The organism is Chryseobacterium sp. 6424 (assembly GCF_003692615.1).
GTDB lineage: Bacteria > Bacteroidota > Bacteroidia > Flavobacteriales > Weeksellaceae > Kaistella.
Window position 1 is genome coordinate 2,390,578 of sequence record NZ_CP023540.1, and the last position, 17,648, is coordinate 2,408,225.

A 17,648-nucleotide genomic window follows, 5' to 3' on the forward strand; every position below is an offset into this window, starting at 1 on the left:
TCGTGTAGTATGTAATTAGAATGGATATTCGTAAATTTTTGATTCCTTCACGAATGGGTTTCCTTCTGGGATCAATTTCAGTTTTGAAAGTGCTGTAAGTACGACAAATACGAACAAACCTAACCCAAACAGCACTGAACCTAAATTAAGTAACAATACTTCTACCGTTTGCCAATAAGGTCCTACAGTCCCTGGCATTACCATGTTGAAATAATCTAACCAGTGGCCGATAAGTACGATAACCGCTACTGTGGTAACTACGGTGTAATTTCTCTTAATGCTTGAGCTTACTAATACCAATAATGGGATAAGGAAGTTAAGGATCAGCATTGGAAGGAAGGTTGCTGAGTAATATTTGAATCTTCCAAAGAAATAATTCACCTCTTCCGGTACGTTGGCATACCAATACAGCATAAACTGGCAGAACCAAGTGTACGTCCAAAGCATGCTGGTAGCAAACAGATACACCCCAAGGTCATGCAGGTGATTATCATTGAATTGGGGTAATACACCTTTCTTCTTCAAATAAACACTGATGAGGGTAATCGCAGCAATAGCGGAAGCCAGACAGCTTACCATCGCATACCAGATGTACATGGTGGAATACCAGTGCGTATCAATCGACATTAACCAGTCCCAAGCCCAGGCAGCGGAAGCAAATCCGAAGAATGCGATATAACCTACACTCCAGCTATAATATGTTGCATACACTTTCCTGTCTTTTGTATCATCCACTTTACGTGAAAGTGATTTCAGTTTCCAGGCAAAGAAAGAGGCACCAACTACATAAATGATGTTACGGATCACATATCCAGGGATATTTAGGAAACTGCTTTTTTCAAAGATGATGGAGTCGAAATGTGGGTCGCCCTGGGTAGTGGTAGCCGGATCCATCCAGTGGAAAAGGTGTCCCATATGGGTAATGTTCAGCAACATGATGATGAGCAGAAGCCCCCCAGCCCAAGGAATGAAAGATGCTATAGCTTCCATTACTCTGAGGACAATGATAGACCAACCCGCGTGTGCAGCATTCTGAATACTATAGAAGAATAGCGCACAGCAACTTAGCGCGAAAAGGAATACCGCTACCGTGTGAATAGCTGCCAAAGGCTGGTTGTGTACCTGCATCTTCGCGTGATCTAGATGTGCCTGATGATCCTGTGGTCCCACCAACTCGCTGGAGTGTGTCGGGGTGTGATCGCCGCCAGCATGTGCGATTTCCATCATGTGCTCAATTCTAGCATCATCAATATTATGATTCATCAAATAACCTGCTCCGAAAAGCACCAATCCCAAAACGATTAATATGATGGAATATAATCTTAACTTAGGTGAAAAACTATACATTATAAAATCTTTTTAATTTTTAGGACTTGTTGAAACATTTCCTGTATTAACCTGTGTGGAAACGGTAGGAGTTCCGGCACCAGGCGCTGGAGAATCTGTAAGGGCTGCGGCAGCACCAGGTACAGAAGTCGTAGTACCCATGGTTGTAGATGATGCGGTGGCTAAACCTCCTTTAAATTCGTTCATCACGTACATCGCCACTCTCCACTGGTCGCCAGGCTTTAACTGTCCTGCATAAGAGCCCATTGCGTTTCTACCGTGCTTGATAACATATTTTACTGAAGCGACAGTAAGCTCACGGTCTTTGTAATTCGGCACTCCGCTGTAGGCACCGCTTGCGACTATAGAACCTTGCCCATCCCCACCGGTACCGTGGCAGGCAGCACACGCTTGGTTATAGAGCACTTTTCCACGTTCGATATCCTTCTTCTGATTTGCAGGATTGAGTGGTGAAGTGTTCTCGAGTTTCGCCGCCTCATAACCCGCATTATAATCATCAATCGATATCCCTGAATTTGATGCCGCATCTGTGATACCATCAGAATTCTGTGCGACAGTACCATCAACTGGGCGAAGACCTGTGGCTCCCCCGTTCTTTACAAACGCAGGGATTTCATTTTCATGGTCTGAATAAGCATCTTTAGCTTTCATCAAAGGATCATAAGCTACCGGATAATACATATCGGGAAAATATACCAAAGGCGGATTTTCTTTACTGCAGGAACTTATTGAAAGCACTGCAAATCCTAAGATTGCTGTAAATTTTAATATATTCGGTTTCATCTTAAGCATCTTTTACAGTTATTTCTTCAACTCCGGTATCAATAAGGATTTGTTTTACCGCATCGATGTTATCTGCATGCAGCTCAATCATAAACTTATCGTCAGTAGTACGCGGGTCCGGATTTTGTGGCGGACAGCCCGGGTACATCTTATTTCTGATCAGGAAGGTAAGCGACATCATGTGTGCGGCGCAAAATACCATTAACTCGAACATTGGCACTACAAACGCAGGCATGTTCTCTGCCCAACTGAACGCTGGCTTACCACCGATGTTCTGTGGCCAGTCATGGTTCATGGTATAGTAAGTTACCAAAGCACCTATGGTTACCCCGTACACTGCATAGATAAAGGCAGCATCAGAAATACGGGTTTTCTTCAGCCCGAGTGCTTTGTCAAGACCATGCACCGGGAATGGGGTGTACACTTCAGCAATTGCGATACCTTTATCGTTAAATGCATGAACGCCCGTCATTAAATCATCATCGTCGGCATAGATACCGTATATTTTTTTAGTGGTGCTCATCTTCTTCTTTTGCTTTATAAGTTTCACCGGATATTTTCAAAATAGACTTCAATTCTGCCTGTGCGATTACAGGGAAAGTTCTTGCGTATAATAAAAACAGTACTCCAAAGAAGCCAATTGTTCCTAAATATACCCCAACATCTATAATGGTTGGTTTAAACATTGTCCATGAAGACGGCAAATAATCTCTTGAAATGTTGATTACGATAATATCAAATCGCTCGAACCACATCCCGATATTAATAATCAGTGCAATGATAAACGTGGCGAAGATATTTGTCCGTACTCTTTTAAACCAGAAGGCTGCAGGAACTACAAGGTTACAGATAATCAGCGCCCAGAATGCCCACCAGTAAGGACCGGTTGCCGCGCCCGGCGAAAGATATACGAAATCCTCGTACCGTGAACCCGAATACCAAGCGATAAAATATTCACAGGCATAAGCCACAGTTACCATACCGCCAGTTACCACGATTACGATATTCATGATTTCGATGTGGTACATGGTGATGTAATCTTCCAGATGCGCTACTTTTCTTGCAACAAGCAAAAGCGTCTGTACCATCGCGAATCCTGAGAAGATCGCACCTGCAACGAAATATGGTGGATAAATGGTGGAGTGCCAACCTTTAATTACTGAAGTAGCAAAGTCAAAGGATACTGTGGTGTGTACCGAGAATACCAGCGGCGTCGCTAAACCAGCCAGTACCAGTGACAGTTCCTCGAATCTTTGCCAGTGCTTGGCCTTACCACCCCAACCGAATGCCAGGAAGGTGTAGATTCTTTTAGTCCAAGGTGTTTTTGCACGGTCACGGATCATCGCGAAATCGGGGATAAGTCCCATGAACCAGAATACTGTTGATACCGAGAAATAGGTAGAAATCGCGAATACATCCCAAAGTAGCGGCGAGTTAAAGTTCGTCCAAAGTGAGCCGAACTGGTTTGGCAAAGGGAATACCCAGTAACCTACCCAAACTCTACCCATGTGAATTACCGGGAAGATGGCTGCCTGCACTACCGCAAAGATCGTCATTGCTTCCGCGGAACGGTTTACAGACATTCTCCAGCGTTGTCTAAATAATAAAAGTACTGCGGAGATAAGGGTTCCGGCGTGGCCAATACCTACCCACCATACGAAGTTGGTAATATCCCAACCCCAGTTATTGGTTCTGTTAAGTCCCCAAGAACCGATACCGGTACCGATGGTGTAAGCGATGCAACCAAATCCGTAGATGAAGAGCACCAAGGCGATCCAAAATGAGATCCACCAGAGTTTTCCGGCTCTTTCTTCGATAGGTCTGGCGATATCTTCTGTAATATCGTGATAAGTCTTATGACCAATAATTAAAGGTTCCCTTATCGGAGCTTCGTAATGTCCTGACATTTTTTACCTATTTATTATTTTAAACATTTTGTTCTTTTCTGTTTCTCACCTTCGTATGGTAGAAAACGTTTGGTTTCGTACCAATCTCTTCTAACAGGGTGTATCTTCTGTCAGACTGGAAGAGGCTTCTTACTTCTGAGGTATTATCGTTCATATCCCCAAACCTCATAGCTCCGGTAGAACATGCATTCACACAAGCGGTAGTAAACTCTCCGTCACGTACTTTTCTGCCTTCTTTCTTCGCTTCAAGGATGGTTCTTTGTGTCATTTGGATACACATTGAACATTTTTCCATAACCCCTCTTGTTCTTACTACCACATCTGGGTTCAGTACCATTCTACCTAAATCATTGTTTTGATTAAAGTCGAATTTATCATTAAGGTTATAAGTAAACCAGTTGAATCTACGTACTTTGTAAGGACAGTTGTTCGCACAATATCTTGTACCGATACATCTGTTATATGCCATTTGGTTTTGGCCCTGCTTACCATGTGATGTCGCCGCTACCGGACAAACAGTCTCACAAGGTGCATGGTTACAGTGCTGGCACATTACCGGCTGGAAAATCACATCTGGGTTGTCTGCCGGGTGATTAAGGATACCACTGTCTTTATCGAACGCATGCCCGTACATACCAGGAACATCCAGTCCGCCTGCTACAGCTTCCTCTGGTGATAACTTACCATCTCTGTTCTTATCAAGTTCCGCAGGTACAGAAGTAGAGTAATAGCGGTCGATACGCAACCAGTACATATCACGCGACATTCTTACTTCTTCCTTACCTACTACCGGCACGTTGTTTTCTGCCTGGCAGGCGATGATACACGCGCCACAACCGGTACAGGAATTAAGGTCGATCGATAGGTTGAAGTGTGGCCCATCAGTTTCATCAAAAGCATCCCAAAGGTCGATTTTGCCTGCTGGCATCGCACCACCGATGGTATGATATTCCAAAGGCTTGTTCCAGCCTAATTTTTCGTCGTCAAATTTTACATTGAGGAAGGTGTCCAGAGAAACTTCTCTTGCGATTTCGTAACGTCCCATCAGGGTGTTCTGAAGCTGCATGCCTGCAAACTCGTGCATATCGCCGGTTTTCTCGATCTTCACGTTGCTTACGGCAGAATTTACGCCATCAAATAATGGGAACGCATTAATACCAGTTTCTGCAACTTTACCGGAATTCTTTTTACCATACCCTAACGCCAACCCAAGTGAGCCTTCGGCTTGCCCAGGCTGAATGAATACCGGCACCCCTTCAAGAGTAACGCCATTGGCTGTAAGGTTGACCTTGGAACCGTTCAACTGCATTCTGGCGTTCAGCTCATTATCGATCCCAAGTCTGGCAGCATCCTTTGGTGAAATGGTTAAATAGTTATCCCATGACAGACGTGTGATTGGGTCCGGAAGTTCCTGAAGCCAAGGGTTATTGGCCTGTGTACCGTCTCCGATGGAAGTCTTGGTATAAAGTACAAGCTCAAGATCGGAAGCTTTGAAGTTGCTTAATTCGGCAGTTGCCTGCGCAGCATTACCCCCTGCATAAGAAAGCGTGGCTGTGTTCCCGCCCGAAAGTACCCCGTTATAAAGGGCTTTGTTAAAAGAAGTCCCACCAATCAGTGTAGCAGCGTTAGCCTTTAGATAATCGTAATAATTATTTGCCGGACTGTTTTTACCGTTAATCCAAACCAATAAAGATTCCTCAATCTGTCTGGATTTATAGATTTTCTGAATAGTTGGCTGCATCAGGGTGTAAACACCGGTTTGCGGCGCCAGATCTCCCCAAGACTCCAGCCAGTTGGCTACGGGGATCACTGCCTTGGCAGCTTTATACATTTCGTTTTTCTTATCAGCAACAGCAATCACATAAGGTACGCGTGCAAGGGCTTTTTTAAAATCTTCGCCTTTGTTACTGGAGTGGATTGGGTTGATGTTATTGGTAATAAGCACCCCAACCTGTCCACTGTTCATCCATCCTAGAAACTCTTGATATCTGCGTGCATCAAATTCTTTAAGGAAGTTGGCCTTCCCGGTAAATGCAACAGAACCTAATTTTTGGTTGATAAGGTGTGCCAATACGTGTGCTCCTTTGGAGCCGTCAGCGAATACTACAGCGTTGCTGCCTTTCGCCTGAAGTTCTTTTACAATCTCTGCGGCTTCTTTGCTGGTGGTTCCGCCATTCAGCCCGTTGTACACTTCTACAAGCACTTTATTAACAGCGCTTGGCTTGAGTTTAATTCTAGTATCGGCGTTAGCACCTGTAAGCGACATGTTAGACTCTATCTGAATATGTCTTAACATGTTTGGCCCAGGAACTCTGGCTGCGGCATAAGACCCTTCAAGGGAAGTACCGTTATGCTCTCCTAAGAAATCTGCCTGGAAGGACACTATCAGTTGCGTGGCGGAAAGGTCATATACAGGTAATGCCCGCTGACCGAAAACCTCCTCTGCGGCATCCAATGCAGCTGTAGAAGGAACGGCATCGTAAGTTACGAGTTCCGCTGTAGGATATTTTGCTTTGAAATCACCAAATAATTTCTTGAAAGTCGGTGAAGGGAAAGAATGTGAGAGTACCACAATTCGTCTGCCGTTCGCCTGGGCTTCGGACAATCCTTTGAGGACGAAATCATCAACTTTATCGAAAGTCTCATCTTTACCATCAAGTTTTGGCTGCTTCACTTTATCATTATCATATAACGAAAGTACAGCTGCCTGCGCTCTTGCGTTGGTTTTACCCAACTCGCCAGCCATAGGGTTCGGCTCTATTTTAATAGGGCGCCCTTCTCTGGTTTTTACAAGTACGCTTGCGAAATCATACCCATCGAAATAGGTTGTTGCGTAATAATTGGGTACGCCAGGGATGATTTCATGTGGTTTTACCACATAAGGAATTGTTTTGATTACGGGAGCTTCACAGGCTGCAAGTGTTACTGCAGCGGTAGAGAAACCTAAGAGTTTTAAAAAGTCCCTTCTGGAAGATCCGCCGGATTTTTCTTCGCCCAAGACCTCATCTACCGGAATCTCATTCTGAAATTCTTTCTGAGCCAACTTGCCGTTGAGGCTTGGATCTTTCAGTTCGTGAATACTTCTGAATTGTATTTTATTTGAAGCCATTGATACTTCTAATTTTTGTTATTAATAATGACATTTACCACACTCAAGACCTCCAATTGCATCGACGGTAATTTTGGCTTGTGAGCCGTACTGTTTTTTCAGTTTGTCGTGCAGATTTTTGAAGTATTCTTTATTATAACCATTGTTCATATCAACTTCGGTCGTACGGTGACATTCCACACACCAACCCATGGTGAAATCGTTGGCCATCTGTACCACATTCATGGTGTCAATCTGTCCGTGGCACGCTTTACATACCACATCAATCTTCGCGTTCGGGTTTTTCTTATTGTGGGAGTTGATGATTGCTTGTTCACCTGCAACAACGTGCTGAGAGTGATCGAAATATACAAAGTCTGGCATATTGTGGATTCTCACCCATTCAACCGGCTGTGTTTTGCCCGTATACTGCTGTGTGGAAGGATCCCAACCTGTTGCGGCGTATATTTTCTGGATTTCTCCGTCATAAAACGCTTTGTCTTTTCCTGGCTCCATGTATTTCCCGTTATATTCGGAAATGGTACGGTGACAGTTCATACACACGTTCATGGATGGGATTTCTGATACCTTACCATATTTTGCACTTGAGTGACAAAGTTGACAGTCAATCTTGTTTTCGCCTACGTGGATTTTGTGTGAGAAATAGATGGGTTGCTCCGGCTTATATCCTTTGTAAACCCCAATCCACATTAGTGAATTCCAGATCCCGTAAGCAGCCAAGATTGCCAGTACACCGAGGATACCTTTACCTACATAATGATATTTCTGATACAAACGTCCCCATGAAACCGCCTGGTTAGCCTGCGAACCCGCAAGCTCCTCGCTTTGCTGCAATTTCACAAGTTCGTTAAGCTTCATAAGCAACCACAGCAACAATGCGCCAATGGCCAACATAGAGATCAGAATGATTTTTGAGTTTTGGGATTCTGTTTTAGCAGTTTCCAGCGCTTCCGCGGATACGGTCGCATTATCCCCCGCGCCTGCGGCATCGGCAGCTGGCTCAGCGGCTGGCGGATTAGTGGTATACTCTAAGATATCATCAATGTCCTTATCCGAAAGATTCGGGAACGGGAGCATCTCTACCTTATTGTATTTTTCGTAAACTTCATTGGCATACTTATCACCAGAAGCTCTTAAGGACTTATTGTCTTTAATCCATTTATGGAGCCAATCGGTATCGAGATTCTGCTCTGTTTTAAGTCTGTCTACCACACCACCGAGTGAAGGACCGATGAGGTCTTTATCCAATGCGTGACATGCCGTACAGTTAGCTTTGAAAAGCTTTTCACCGTTCTTGGCATCTCCTTGGGCGTAAATAGAAGCACTGGTCGACAGCAATAGACCTATTGCGATAAGACCCCTCTTGTAATGCTTTCTCCAACTAATCATTTATAAAATATTGGGTTAGTAAAATATTTGAGTTTACTTTTCAATTGGGCAAAAATAAGACTTTTAACAGAAAATTAACGCCCGAATGATAAACCACCGCGTATTTGCGGTAATTTATACTAATTCTAAATAAGTGTGGTTGGTATAAATTTTATTTGTTATATTTTTGCCTAAAATTACTTAATGAAACCGATACTCCGAATATTTTTTGCACTTTTTTTAATTTCTTCCCAGACTATTGATGCCCAGCAGATTGTAAAGACCGACACCCTCGGCAGCACACCACTTACAATGAGTATGGATAAAGATGTGGACAACCTTCTCAGCAACTTCGAAGATAAATGTGCTACAAACCTGGCGCGTGCTGAAGACAACCCGAGAACGACTACCCCCAGAGTTACTGTGCCTGAAAGAGAGCTTTCCAAAGCAGAGATTTGCCGCAGAAACCCGCGTATTATGGGTTATAAGATCCAGGTAGCTGTAGTGAAAAGCAATGAAGAAGCCCGTGAAGTCGGGGCGTATTTCAGACGACGCTTCCCGAATATGAAGGTGGAAATTGATGCTTCACTAAGGCCTAATTACAAAGTACTCGCAGGCAGCTATCTAAGTAAGCAGAGCGCCGCGGCAGACCTGTCCCGTATAAGACAACATTTTAAATCTGCCATTTCCGTGCAATACCGCGTTTTCTGTGTGGAAGCAAAGTAACTATGAAGCACCAAAAAACAGACTTTCCCCAAAAAGTTAATAAATTATACTTTTATTGATGACTTTTAAATATAAAGAGTTCGGTATTGTACCGGACTCTTTCCTTTTAAACTTAGTCGAGTTCTGTTGGGAAAGTATTAGTGGATATACATTACCTCAAATCGAAACCCAGCGGTGGAACGGAACTTTTTGGTGTAAAAAGTTATGAATTTAGGGTTCCGAAGTAGTTTTCAATCACCTTGTTACCGAAACAAGTACGAAATACCGGACCTAAAAGTGATGTCAAAGCGCTTTGTCCCATAAAAAATGCCCCAAAAGCGTTACTTTTTGGGACAGTCTAAAATTCGGGAACTTTTTTATTGGAGTTATTTTAGTTTTTCACCAATAGCCGGAAGCCTTCGCCATGTACATTGATGATTTCCAGGCCTGGATCATCCTTTAACAGCTTCCTGAGTTTAGCGATATACACATCCATACTTCTGGCGGTGAAATAGTTTTCTTTTTTCCAGATTTTCCTGAGGGCTAAATCCCTCGGCATAAAATCATTACGGTGCATACAAAGCAGTTTTAGCAGTTCGTTTTCTTTAGGAGAAAGTTTATACTCGTGATCACCGACACGCAATTGCCGCAACATGGAATCAAAGAAAATATTGCTGATCTTAAACTGCTCTTGTTCATCATCCTCCGCCACGGTACTACGCTGTAGGATGGCTTTTATCTTATACAGAAGCAACTCCGTATCAAACGGTTTGGTGATATAATCATCCGCGCCCAATTGATAACCTTTAAGGATATCTTCGCGCATATTCCGGGCGGTAAGGAAGATAATCGGTGTGTTTTTATCAATGCGCTTTACGTCTTCCGCAAGGCTGAAGCCGTCTTTTTTGGGCATCATCACATCAAAGATGCAGATATCGAATTCGTTTTCGGTGAATTCTTTCAATCCTTGTTCCCCATCTGTCGCCAGTGTGACTTCAAAGTTATTTATGGTGAGATAATCCTTGAGAACTGCGCCAAAACTTTGGTCATCTTCTACTAATAAGATCCTGTTACTCATAATTTATTGATTTTTAGTTTATGCCAGCTTACGCTTTCGGCTGTTTAATTTTATTTATACCATCGGCAATTTTACAGTAAAGGTACTGCCAATGCCTTTCTGCGATTCTACCGTAATCTGCCCTTTATGGAGCTCGATAATCTTCTTCACATAGGAAAGCCCCAGTCCTTGCCCTTTTACGTTATGGATATTGCCTGTCTCTTCGCGGAAGAACTTCTCGAAAATGCGGGTTTTATTGGTCATATCCATCCCCATGCCTTTATCAGAAATCTCTATTACGTACCAGTTGCCTTCGTTTCTTGTCCGTACACGGATTTGCGGTGCCTCTGGTGAATATTTATTGGCGTTATCGAGTAGATTTACAAGAGCGTTTGAGAGATGAAATTCATCCACTTTAAAATGATATTTGTGGGTGTTGAATTCCTGTACCAACGTTCCGTTTCGCTGGGCAATCAAAATGCCAAACGATTCCGATATTTCTTTTATAAGCGAGCGCACATCCGTCTCTTTCAGGAAAAGTTTGACTTCGTTTCTTTCCAGTTTCGACATATTAAGCACGTTTTCCACCTGTTTTTTCATCCGCAGGTTTTCCTGTTTGATGAGGCCGGAATAGTATTTCACCTTTTCTGGGTTGGTGGCGATTTTATCATTCGCCAATGAATCTGTGGCTACGGAAATGGTGGCCAACGGTGTTTTGAACTCATGCGACATATTGTTGATGAAATCGGTTTTCACTTCCGCGATCTTTTTCTGCCGCATCATGTAATTAATCGAGATGATATAAATGCCCAGGATGGTAAGCAATGACATGAAGGTCCCGAGCAGCATGGGCAAATTATTCTTCGCCAAGGAATAATCTTTGCGTGGGAAAACCAGTGCCAGCGTGTACAAAGTACGGTCTTTACTATCTGTAAACAGCGGATAGGTATAGTTGCTTTTATCTTTCTGGTCGAGATAAGTGCCGTTTACAATCTTCGTCAGTTTGTTTTGCTTATCCATCACCGCGAAACCGAATTTGGTGTTTAGTCCATTCATTTTCAACTCTTTGGAGAGTACCGAATCTAAAAGTTTCAGGTTTACACGTTTCTCAATCGGAAGGTTAGAGGCGCTAAGTTTCGCAAACTGGCGCAGGGCATACGTATTGTTATTGATATCTTGGCTGAGTTGCGCGGTAAGAGGCTCCGTATTTTCTCTTTTGATCTTCAGGATGCCCTCATCGGTATAAAGTTTGGTCAACAAAAGACTGTCGCCGCGTGCCGAGATGGGGACGTTCTGGTTTTCGATGATACTTTTCTGCCATATTACGGTAGAACGGTTCGCCGAGTCGGAATTTTGCTGTATATAAGTTCCGGTAGGCTGCTGACTGCTGTCAATAACATTTTTGGCAAAATTTTTATAGTCCTGATTGAAGTATTTATCCAACTCCAGTTGCTGGGTTTTAAGGGCCGAAGTTTCCAGCGCAGAATATACGCGGTTCGAAAAATCCTGATTGAGCGCAGAGTACAGTTCTTTGATCCAGTAAAGTTGCAGCGTAACAAAAACGATCATCGAGATCGTCATCAGTACAGAAATAAAAGGAATAAACCTGTTATTCATTCTTTAAATTTAGTTTTTGAATGTTAAAATTACTCTTTTTAACAATATCTAAACCAAAAAACACATGAAATATTGTATTACCTGTGTTAAATAAAACGATTTTAACGAATTATATTTAATTAAATTTGAATAACAGACAGTATATAAGCCAATTAAAAACTTAAAAATATGAACACAGAAGTTATCTTCAATGCCGACAATGAAGCAAAGCAAATCTACGTAATGCAGGTTTTCCCGGTGGACGTTACAGTTTTATGGGACCATTTTACCAACGCCGAACTGCTGGATCTTTGGTGGGCGCCAAAACCCTGGACCTGCGAAACCATCACCTTAAATTTTCAGGAAGAAGGCGTTTGGCAATACGCCATGGTTGGCCCGGAAAACGAAAGACACCACGCCGCCGCCACGTATCATGAGATCAATCTGCACCGCAGTTTCGACTGGACGGATTATTTCACCAATGAACACGGCCAGGAAGACCGAAGGTTCCCCTCAGTAAAATGGCTTTTTGGTTTCACCGGTGTTGAAAATGGTACTAAACTAACGATCAACATCCACTTCAATGATGTTGCGGAAATGAACCAGATGCTTGAAATGGGTTTTGAACAGGGCTTCCGGCAGGCGCTCTCGCAACTATCTAAGATTCTTTCGGAAAAAGGTCTTCATCAATAAAATACTGAATGATCGCTTTCTTCATCAGGATCTGCTGTTCATTAGGCCGCAACTCCGGCAGTTTGTCTACCTGATTGAAGTGCGGGTATCCATCATCATCATAATGCGAAAATGTGTAGTAGCCAAACGGCTCCAGAAGTCGGCATACCGCGATGTGCAGAATATTCAGTTTATCGTCTTTGGTATATTTCTGTTGCCCACTGCCCAACTCCTGTACACCGATAAGAAATAGGATGGTATCAATTGGCGGATGCGCGTCGGTCCCGAAATTTTCAGTAAAGAAAGCTTCTACCAGTTCCCAAAGTTGGCTGTCGGTTTTATTTTCCATGGTGGTTCTGTTCTAATTTCAGGATGAATGCGTACTCCAACGCGTCTTCTTTTAACGACTCGAATCTTCCGGATGCGCCGCCGTGCCCGGAACTCATGTCTGTTTTGAAAAGCAGCAAGTGGTCATCAGTTTTCAGTTCACGTAATTTGGCTGTCCATTTTGCGGGCTCCCAATATTGCACCTGCGAATCATGAAACCCGGTTGTAATCAACATATTAGGATAATCTTTGGCTTCTACGTTATCATACGGCGAGTAGGATTTCATGTAGTCGTAATACTTTCTGTTTTTCGGGTTTCCCCATTCATCATACTCACCGGTCGTCAGCGGTATGGTTTCATCAAGCATGGTAGTAACTACATCCACGAAGGGCACCTGCGCAATGATGCCGTTAAAAAGTTGCGGCTCCATATTTACCACAGCACCCATCAGCAGGCCACCAGCACTGCCGCCCATCGCGTACAGATGTGCGGCAGATGTGTAATTTTCTGCTATTAGATGTTTGGCAGCATCAATAAAATCGTAAAACGTATTCTTCTTACGGAGCATTTTCCCGTCCTCGTACCACTCGCGGCCCAGATATTCGCCACCACGGATATGCGCGATAGCATACACAAACCCACGATTGAGCAACGATAACCGAACATTTGAGAAGCTTGCGTCCACCGTATGACCATAACTTCCGTATCCGTAAAGCAATAATGGTGTTTCCGCGGATTTTTCTGTATCACGGTGATAGACTAATGAGATGGGGATTAAAGTTTTCTTGTCGCGCGAAGGTGCCCAAATACGTTCTGAAACATAATTTTCTTGTTTGAAATCTCCACCCAAAACTTCCTGCTGCTTCAGCACCGTGGAAGTCCTGGCCTGCATATCATACTCAATAGTGGCATGTGGACGGGTTAATGAAGTATAACCAAAACGTAACTTCTGGGTATTAAATTCAAGATTCAAACCAATATAGGCGGTGTATGTAGGATCTGAAAACTCCAGATAATGGGCCTTTCCGGTTTCGTTTTCAATGATTTTGATCTGCAGCAAGCCTTCGGTACGTTCTTCCAGCACCAGATAATCACTGAAAATCTCAAAACCTTCCAGCAGCGTGTCTTCCCGGTGTGGGATCACTTCCTCCCAATGCGCTTTGCCGGGCGTAGCGACTTTGGTTTTCACAATCTTGAAATTGGTGGCATCATCGGCATTTGTAATGATGTAAAACTCATCTTTATAATGCTCAACCGAATACTCCAGGTCTTCGGTACGTGGATGTATGATGTGCCAGTCTGCGTGCACATCCTCAGCCGGGATATAGCGCACCTCATCGGAAACCGTGCTGGAACTTGCAATGAAAATATACTCCAGCGACTTGGTTTTGAATACATTTACATCAAAGGTTTCATCTTCCTCATGAAACACCAGTAAATCATTGGCCGGATCATCACCAAGGCGGTGGCGGTACACCTGAAAAGCCCGTAGGCTCTCATCTTTCCGGATGTAAAATACGTGCTGATTATCATTTGCCCAAACGGCTTTCCCGGTCGTGTTGGGTATCGCATCGCCCAACATCTCGCCGGTTTCCAGATTTTTAAACTGTAAGGTATAGATGCGGCGGCCCACATTATCGGCAGAATAAGCCATCAGCCGGTTATCAGGCGACACTGCTACACTGCCCACCTCCATATAACTTTGGTTCTCTGCGAGCTGATTTACATCTAATAGCAATTCTTCTGGGTTCTCCAGCGAATTGAGTTTCCGACCGAAAATAGGATATTCTTTCCCCACTTCGAAACGTACGAGATACCAATATTTATTGAAAAAATAAGGTAAACTTTCATCATCTTCTTTATAGCGCGCCTTCATTTCATCGAAAAGTTGCTGCTGAAGCTCTTCTGTATCTTCCATCTGCGCATCGCAGTATTGGTTTTCGGCTTCGAGGTAAGAAATTACCTCAGGATTATCGCGTTCATTGAGCCAGAAATAAGGATCAACACGGCGGTCACCGTGCATCTCGAGGATTTTATCTATCTTTTTTGCTTTAGGAGCATTCATAGGACATTACTTTGGTTAAAAGGCTTTTAAAGCCTGATGTAAAACAAAAACCATCTTAATCCAAAGGATAAAGACGGCTTGCATGGTATTTTAGGTAAGAAGTTTATTTATTGACACTTCTTATATATTTCTCTATCGCCATCGTCATTGAAGGGCTTTCCTTGGTTGGCGCCATCACATCCACACGAAGCCCGGCTTCCTTGGCCGCCTGCTCGGTAGTTGTTCCGAAGACTGCGATTTTGGTATCTTCCTGCTTGAAATCTTTAAAATTCATGCCTAAGGATTTAATCCCTTGTGGACTGAAGAACACCAGCATATCATAATCAGTAATCGAGATATCACTAAGGTCGCTGCAAACGGTTTTATACATGGTAGCGCGGGTCCAGTCGATATTGGCAGAATCCAGGGTTTTCTGAATATCCGCACTTAGAATATCTGAGGCTGGCAAGAGGTATTTCTCTGTAGGGAATTTCTTGAAAAGTGGCAACAGATCAGAGAATGTACGCTCCCCGAAAGAGATCTTGCGCTTTCTGTACACGATATGCTTTTGCAGGTAATTGGCAATAGCCTCGGACTGGCAAATGTATCGCATCGTATCAGGCACTGCAAAACGCATTTCTTCTGCCAGACGGAAGTAATGGTCGATGGCGTTTTTACTGGTGAAAATGATCCCGGTAAACTGAGAAAGATCAATCTTTTGTGCGCGCAGCTCCTTCGCATCTACTCCTTCCACATGGATAAAAGGCCTGAAATCTATCTTAATTTTTTCTTTTTTAGCCATCTCAAGATACGGAGATGATTCATTGGGAGCAGGCTGTGAAACAAGTATTGCTTTAATTTTCATCATTAAAAATTCTTAGATAAATAATAGTTTCCATAACACCAAAACAGGTATTATTTGAAGGGTGCAAATATACAAAAATTTATAATACCACTTTTGAGGCAATACGCGGTCCTTATGGAAGATATAGTACAGCAACTTGCCTGAAAAAAGTGCGATGATGCTGTAAAAGAAAACCTGCAGCATCACCTCCCGATCGAGTGGGAAATAAAACTGTAGCACACAAAAAACCATCAGTACTACCGAGAAGCAGAAATAAAATTTGGAAGCTACGAAACTGAACAACTCCCAGCGCGTACCTGCACTGGTACCTGCAAAGAAAAGATAGCTAAGTATGGTTCTTAAAATATAATACAGCGTTACTACCATGAAGGTGAAGCCAAACTTATTCAGTTCGTAACCCAAAAGGCGATAATCTGTAACAAACTTCGGCACTACCGGGATATTAGGTGATATCAAAGCTGAAAAAACCAGGCTGAAAACCAAACTGATGATGATACCGCTAAGGAAATTATTCGCCGAATCCGGAAACTTCTGCAGTAGAAACTCCAACACCGAAGAGTCCCTTTTAAGCGACCGCAGCATGAATACATACAGAAAAATGCAGCCTATCAAGAGGAAAACTACCCAGTCATTCTGTTGCGGGATACGTATCAATTGTAATTTTTTTGCAAAAGTAAGAATATTAGTGCACCTGGCGACTGCCACCGCAAATTATCTGCCAACCTGCCACGCAAGACACCTACAACCAAAGCCGGAAAAGTTTATCTTTGCAAATTATTTATCCGGATGAAGAAACTCGTCATAATCCCCACCTATAACGAAAAAGAAAATATCGAAAACATCATTACTGCAGTTTTTGCCTTGCAGCAGGATTTTCATATTCTTATCGTAGACGACACTTCACCCGACGGCACCGCCCAAATCGTAGCAAACCTACAGCAACGCTACCCGGAACATCTGCATCTTACCGTAAGAAAAGACAAAGATGGCCTTGGCAAAGCCTATATCCACGGTTTCCGCTGGGCGCTGCAACAACAGTATGACTTTATTTTCGAGATGGATGCTGATTTCTCGCACAACCCGCAGGATCTTATAAGACTTTTTGATGCCTGCCAAAACGCGGACATGAGCATCGGCTCGCGCTATTCCCGCGGCGTGAATGTGGTAAACTGGCCCATGGGGCGCGTGCTGCTCTCTTATTTCGCTTCCAGATACGTGCGGTTTATATTAGGAATACCGGTGCACGATACGACCGCAGGCTTTGTATGTTTTTCAAGAAAAGTGTTGGAGAATATCGGTCTGGAGAATATTAAACTGAAGGGCTATGGCTTCCAGATCGAAATGAAGTACCGGGCTTTCAAAAAAGGTTTCCGCATCGTTGAAGTCCCGATTATTTTCACCAACCGCGAACTGGGCGAAAGCAAAATGAACGGCGGCATCATCCACGAAGCTGTTTTTGGCGTACTGAACCTGAAGTTGAAATCAATCCTCGGAAAGCTATGAAAAAACTCCTTCTCCTATTCATGTTCGCCATCATTGGCTGTACCGAGTTGATAGATAAGCCCAAAAACCTGCTCCCGAAGGAAAAAATGTCGAAGATCATCGCTGAAATGGCTATAAACGACCAACTGAACACATATTTGCCACCCACCAATATGGAGAACGCTACGCGCTACGTCCTTAAAAAACATCAGGTAAATGCAGCGGCTTTCAACGACAGTTATACCTATTATATAGCAACGGGAGACCTTGATGACATTTTGTCTGAAGCACAAAAATTACTTCTAAAGAAAGATCCAGCAGCAGAAGATTACATTAATAAGAAAATGAAAGACAATAAGAATACACCTGTCTTTGCACGATAATT

At 43.3% G+C, this 17,648-nt stretch carries 16 protein-coding genes; 4 read left to right on the top strand and 12 right to left on the bottom strand.

Annotated features, from left to right (window positions below; genetic code table 11):
- Nucleotides 1-15 precede the first annotated feature (15 nt).
- From CO230_RS11190 to CO230_RS11215, 6 genes are read right to left on the bottom strand one after another with little or no spacing between them, the layout of a single operon-like run.
- Nucleotides 16-1,347 carry a quinol:cytochrome C oxidoreductase gene (locus CO230_RS11190; protein WP_122028672.1) on the bottom strand — a complete coding sequence of 444 codons (1,332 nt, stop codon included), beginning with the start codon at nucleotides 1,345-1,347 and terminating at the stop codon, nucleotides 16-18.
- Nucleotides 1,348-1,359: 12 nt separating this feature from the next.
- The gene (locus tag CO230_RS11195) at nucleotides 1,360-2,139 is read right to left on the bottom strand and encodes a c-type cytochrome (RefSeq protein WP_122028673.1); all 780 of its coding nucleotides are present in this window, start codon (nucleotides 2,137-2,139) and stop codon (nucleotides 1,360-1,362) included.
- Complete coding sequence (locus tag CO230_RS11200; protein ID WP_122028674.1) at nucleotides 2,132-2,653, bottom strand: DUF3341 domain-containing protein; 522 nt, start codon at nucleotides 2,651-2,653, stop codon at nucleotides 2,132-2,134. The genes CO230_RS11195 and CO230_RS11200 overlap by 8 nt, the downstream gene beginning before the upstream one ends.
- Nucleotides 2,640-4,037 (bottom strand): NrfD/PsrC family molybdoenzyme membrane anchor subunit, encoded by a 1,398-nt coding sequence (gene nrfD, locus CO230_RS11205; protein WP_122028675.1) that lies wholly within the window; start codon nucleotides 4,035-4,037, stop codon nucleotides 2,640-2,642. The genes CO230_RS11200 and nrfD overlap by 14 nt, the downstream gene beginning before the upstream one ends.
- Before the next feature lie 19 nt (nucleotides 4,038-4,056).
- Complete coding sequence (locus CO230_RS11210) at nucleotides 4,057-7,146, bottom strand: TAT-variant-translocated molybdopterin oxidoreductase (RefSeq protein ID WP_122028676.1); 3,090 nt, start codon at nucleotides 7,144-7,146, stop codon at nucleotides 4,057-4,059.
- A 21-nt stretch (nucleotides 7,147-7,167) separates the two neighbouring features.
- Nucleotides 7,168-8,535, bottom strand: coding sequence for a c-type cytochrome (locus CO230_RS11215; protein ID WP_122028677.1), 1,368 nt, complete (start codon nucleotides 8,533-8,535; stop codon nucleotides 7,168-7,170).
- 183 nt (nucleotides 8,536-8,718) lie between these two features.
- On the opposite strand from CO230_RS11215, the gene CO230_RS11220 reads away from it, so the two are divergent.
- Nucleotides 8,719-9,240 (top strand): SPOR domain-containing protein, encoded by a 522-nt coding sequence (locus CO230_RS11220; RefSeq protein WP_122028678.1) that lies wholly within the window; start codon nucleotides 8,719-8,721, stop codon nucleotides 9,238-9,240.
- Between the two features lie 370 nt (nucleotides 9,241-9,610).
- Here the strand turns inward: CO230_RS11220 and CO230_RS11225 are convergent, their stop codons facing one another.
- Together CO230_RS11225 and CO230_RS11230 are read right to left on the bottom strand one after the other, a co-directional pair.
- Nucleotides 9,611-10,297, bottom strand: a complete 687-nt coding sequence (locus CO230_RS11225) for a response regulator transcription factor (RefSeq protein WP_122028679.1) — start codon at nucleotides 10,295-10,297, stop codon at nucleotides 9,611-9,613.
- Between the two features lie 54 nt (nucleotides 10,298-10,351).
- Nucleotides 10,352-11,893 (bottom strand): sensor histidine kinase, encoded by a 1,542-nt coding sequence (locus tag CO230_RS11230; protein WP_122028680.1) that lies wholly within the window; start codon nucleotides 11,891-11,893, stop codon nucleotides 10,352-10,354.
- A 168-nt stretch (nucleotides 11,894-12,061) separates the two neighbouring features.
- Here CO230_RS11230 and CO230_RS11235 point away from each other — a divergent pair, with 168 nt between their 5' ends.
- A complete protein-coding gene (locus CO230_RS11235; RefSeq protein ID WP_122028681.1) occupies nucleotides 12,062-12,565 on the top strand; it encodes an SRPBCC domain-containing protein in 504 nt (167 codons plus the stop codon).
- Here CO230_RS11235 and CO230_RS11240 read toward each other — a convergent pair.
- From CO230_RS11240 to CO230_RS11255, 4 genes are all read right to left on the bottom strand, one after another.
- Nucleotides 12,531-12,893, bottom strand: a complete 363-nt coding sequence (locus CO230_RS11240) for a hypothetical protein (protein WP_122028682.1) — start codon at nucleotides 12,891-12,893, stop codon at nucleotides 12,531-12,533. The genes CO230_RS11235 and CO230_RS11240 overlap by 35 nt on opposite strands.
- Nucleotides 12,883-14,937: a S9 family peptidase gene (locus tag CO230_RS11245; protein ID WP_122028683.1), complete on the bottom strand. Its 2,055-nt coding sequence runs from the start codon at nucleotides 14,935-14,937 to the stop codon at nucleotides 12,883-12,885. Before CO230_RS11245 ends, CO230_RS11240 begins: the two co-directional genes overlap by 11 nt.
- A 103-nt stretch (nucleotides 14,938-15,040) precedes the next feature.
- A complete protein-coding gene (locus CO230_RS11250) occupies nucleotides 15,041-15,781 on the bottom strand; it encodes a uroporphyrinogen-III synthase (RefSeq protein WP_122028684.1) in 741 nt (246 codons plus the stop codon).
- A 12-nt stretch (nucleotides 15,782-15,793) separates the two neighbouring features.
- Nucleotides 15,794-16,435: a DUF4271 domain-containing protein gene (locus CO230_RS11255; protein WP_228438146.1), complete on the bottom strand. Its 642-nt coding sequence runs from the start codon at nucleotides 16,433-16,435 to the stop codon at nucleotides 15,794-15,796.
- A gap of 132 nt (nucleotides 16,436-16,567) precedes the next feature.
- On the opposite strand from CO230_RS11255, the gene CO230_RS11260 reads away from it, so the two are divergent.
- The gene (locus tag CO230_RS11260; protein ID WP_122028686.1) at nucleotides 16,568-17,284 is read left to right on the top strand and encodes a polyprenol monophosphomannose synthase; all 717 of its coding nucleotides are present in this window, start codon (nucleotides 16,568-16,570) and stop codon (nucleotides 17,282-17,284) included.
- Nucleotides 17,281-17,646 (top strand): DUF4296 domain-containing protein, encoded by a 366-nt coding sequence (locus CO230_RS11265; protein WP_122028687.1) that lies wholly within the window; start codon nucleotides 17,281-17,283, stop codon nucleotides 17,644-17,646. The genes CO230_RS11260 and CO230_RS11265 overlap by 4 nt, the downstream gene beginning before the upstream one ends.
- Nucleotides 17,647-17,648: the final 2 nt, after the last annotated feature.

Excerpts from the sequence above, each read along its gene's own strand:
- CO230_RS11200 (WP_122028674.1), bottom strand. The coding sequence starts at position 2,653 with ATGAGCACCACTAAAAAAATATACGGTATCTATGCCGACGATGATGAT.
- CO230_RS11225 (WP_122028679.1), bottom strand. The coding sequence starts at position 10,297 with ATGAGTAACAGGATCTTATTAGTAGAAGATGACCAAAGTTTTGGCGCA.
- CO230_RS11190 (WP_122028672.1), bottom strand. The coding sequence starts at position 1,347 with ATGTATAGTTTTTCACCTAAGTTAAGATTATATTCCATCATATTAATC.
- CO230_RS11195 (WP_122028673.1), bottom strand. The coding sequence starts at position 2,139 with ATGCTTAAGATGAAACCGAATATATTAAAATTTACAGCAATCTTAGGA.
- CO230_RS11215 (WP_122028677.1), bottom strand. The coding sequence starts at position 8,535 with ATGATTAGTTGGAGAAAGCATTACAAGAGGGGTCTTATCGCAATAGGT.
- CO230_RS11260 (WP_122028686.1), top strand. The coding sequence starts at position 16,568 with ATGAAGAAACTCGTCATAATCCCCACCTATAACGAAAAAGAAAATATC.
- nrfD (WP_122028675.1), bottom strand. The coding sequence starts at position 4,037 with ATGTCAGGACATTACGAAGCTCCGATAAGGGAACCTTTAATTATTGGT.
- CO230_RS11250 (WP_122028684.1), bottom strand. The coding sequence starts at position 15,781 with ATGAAAATTAAAGCAATACTTGTTTCACAGCCTGCTCCCAATGAATCA.
- CO230_RS11245 (WP_122028683.1), bottom strand. The coding sequence starts at position 14,937 with ATGAATGCTCCTAAAGCAAAAAAGATAGATAAAATCCTCGAGATGCAC.
- CO230_RS11265 (WP_122028687.1), top strand. The coding sequence starts at position 17,281 with ATGAAAAAACTCCTTCTCCTATTCATGTTCGCCATCATTGGCTGTACC.
- CO230_RS11230 (WP_122028680.1), bottom strand. The coding sequence starts at position 11,893 with ATGAATAACAGGTTTATTCCTTTTATTTCTGTACTGATGACGATCTCG.
- CO230_RS11220 (WP_122028678.1), top strand. The coding sequence starts at position 8,719 with ATGAAACCGATACTCCGAATATTTTTTGCACTTTTTTTAATTTCTTCC.
- CO230_RS11210 (WP_122028676.1), bottom strand. The coding sequence starts at position 7,146 with ATGGCTTCAAATAAAATACAATTCAGAAGTATTCACGAACTGAAAGAT.
- CO230_RS11235 (WP_122028681.1), top strand. The coding sequence starts at position 12,062 with ATGAACACAGAAGTTATCTTCAATGCCGACAATGAAGCAAAGCAAATC.
- CO230_RS11240 (WP_122028682.1), bottom strand. The coding sequence starts at position 12,893 with ATGGAAAATAAAACCGACAGCCAACTTTGGGAACTGGTAGAAGCTTTC.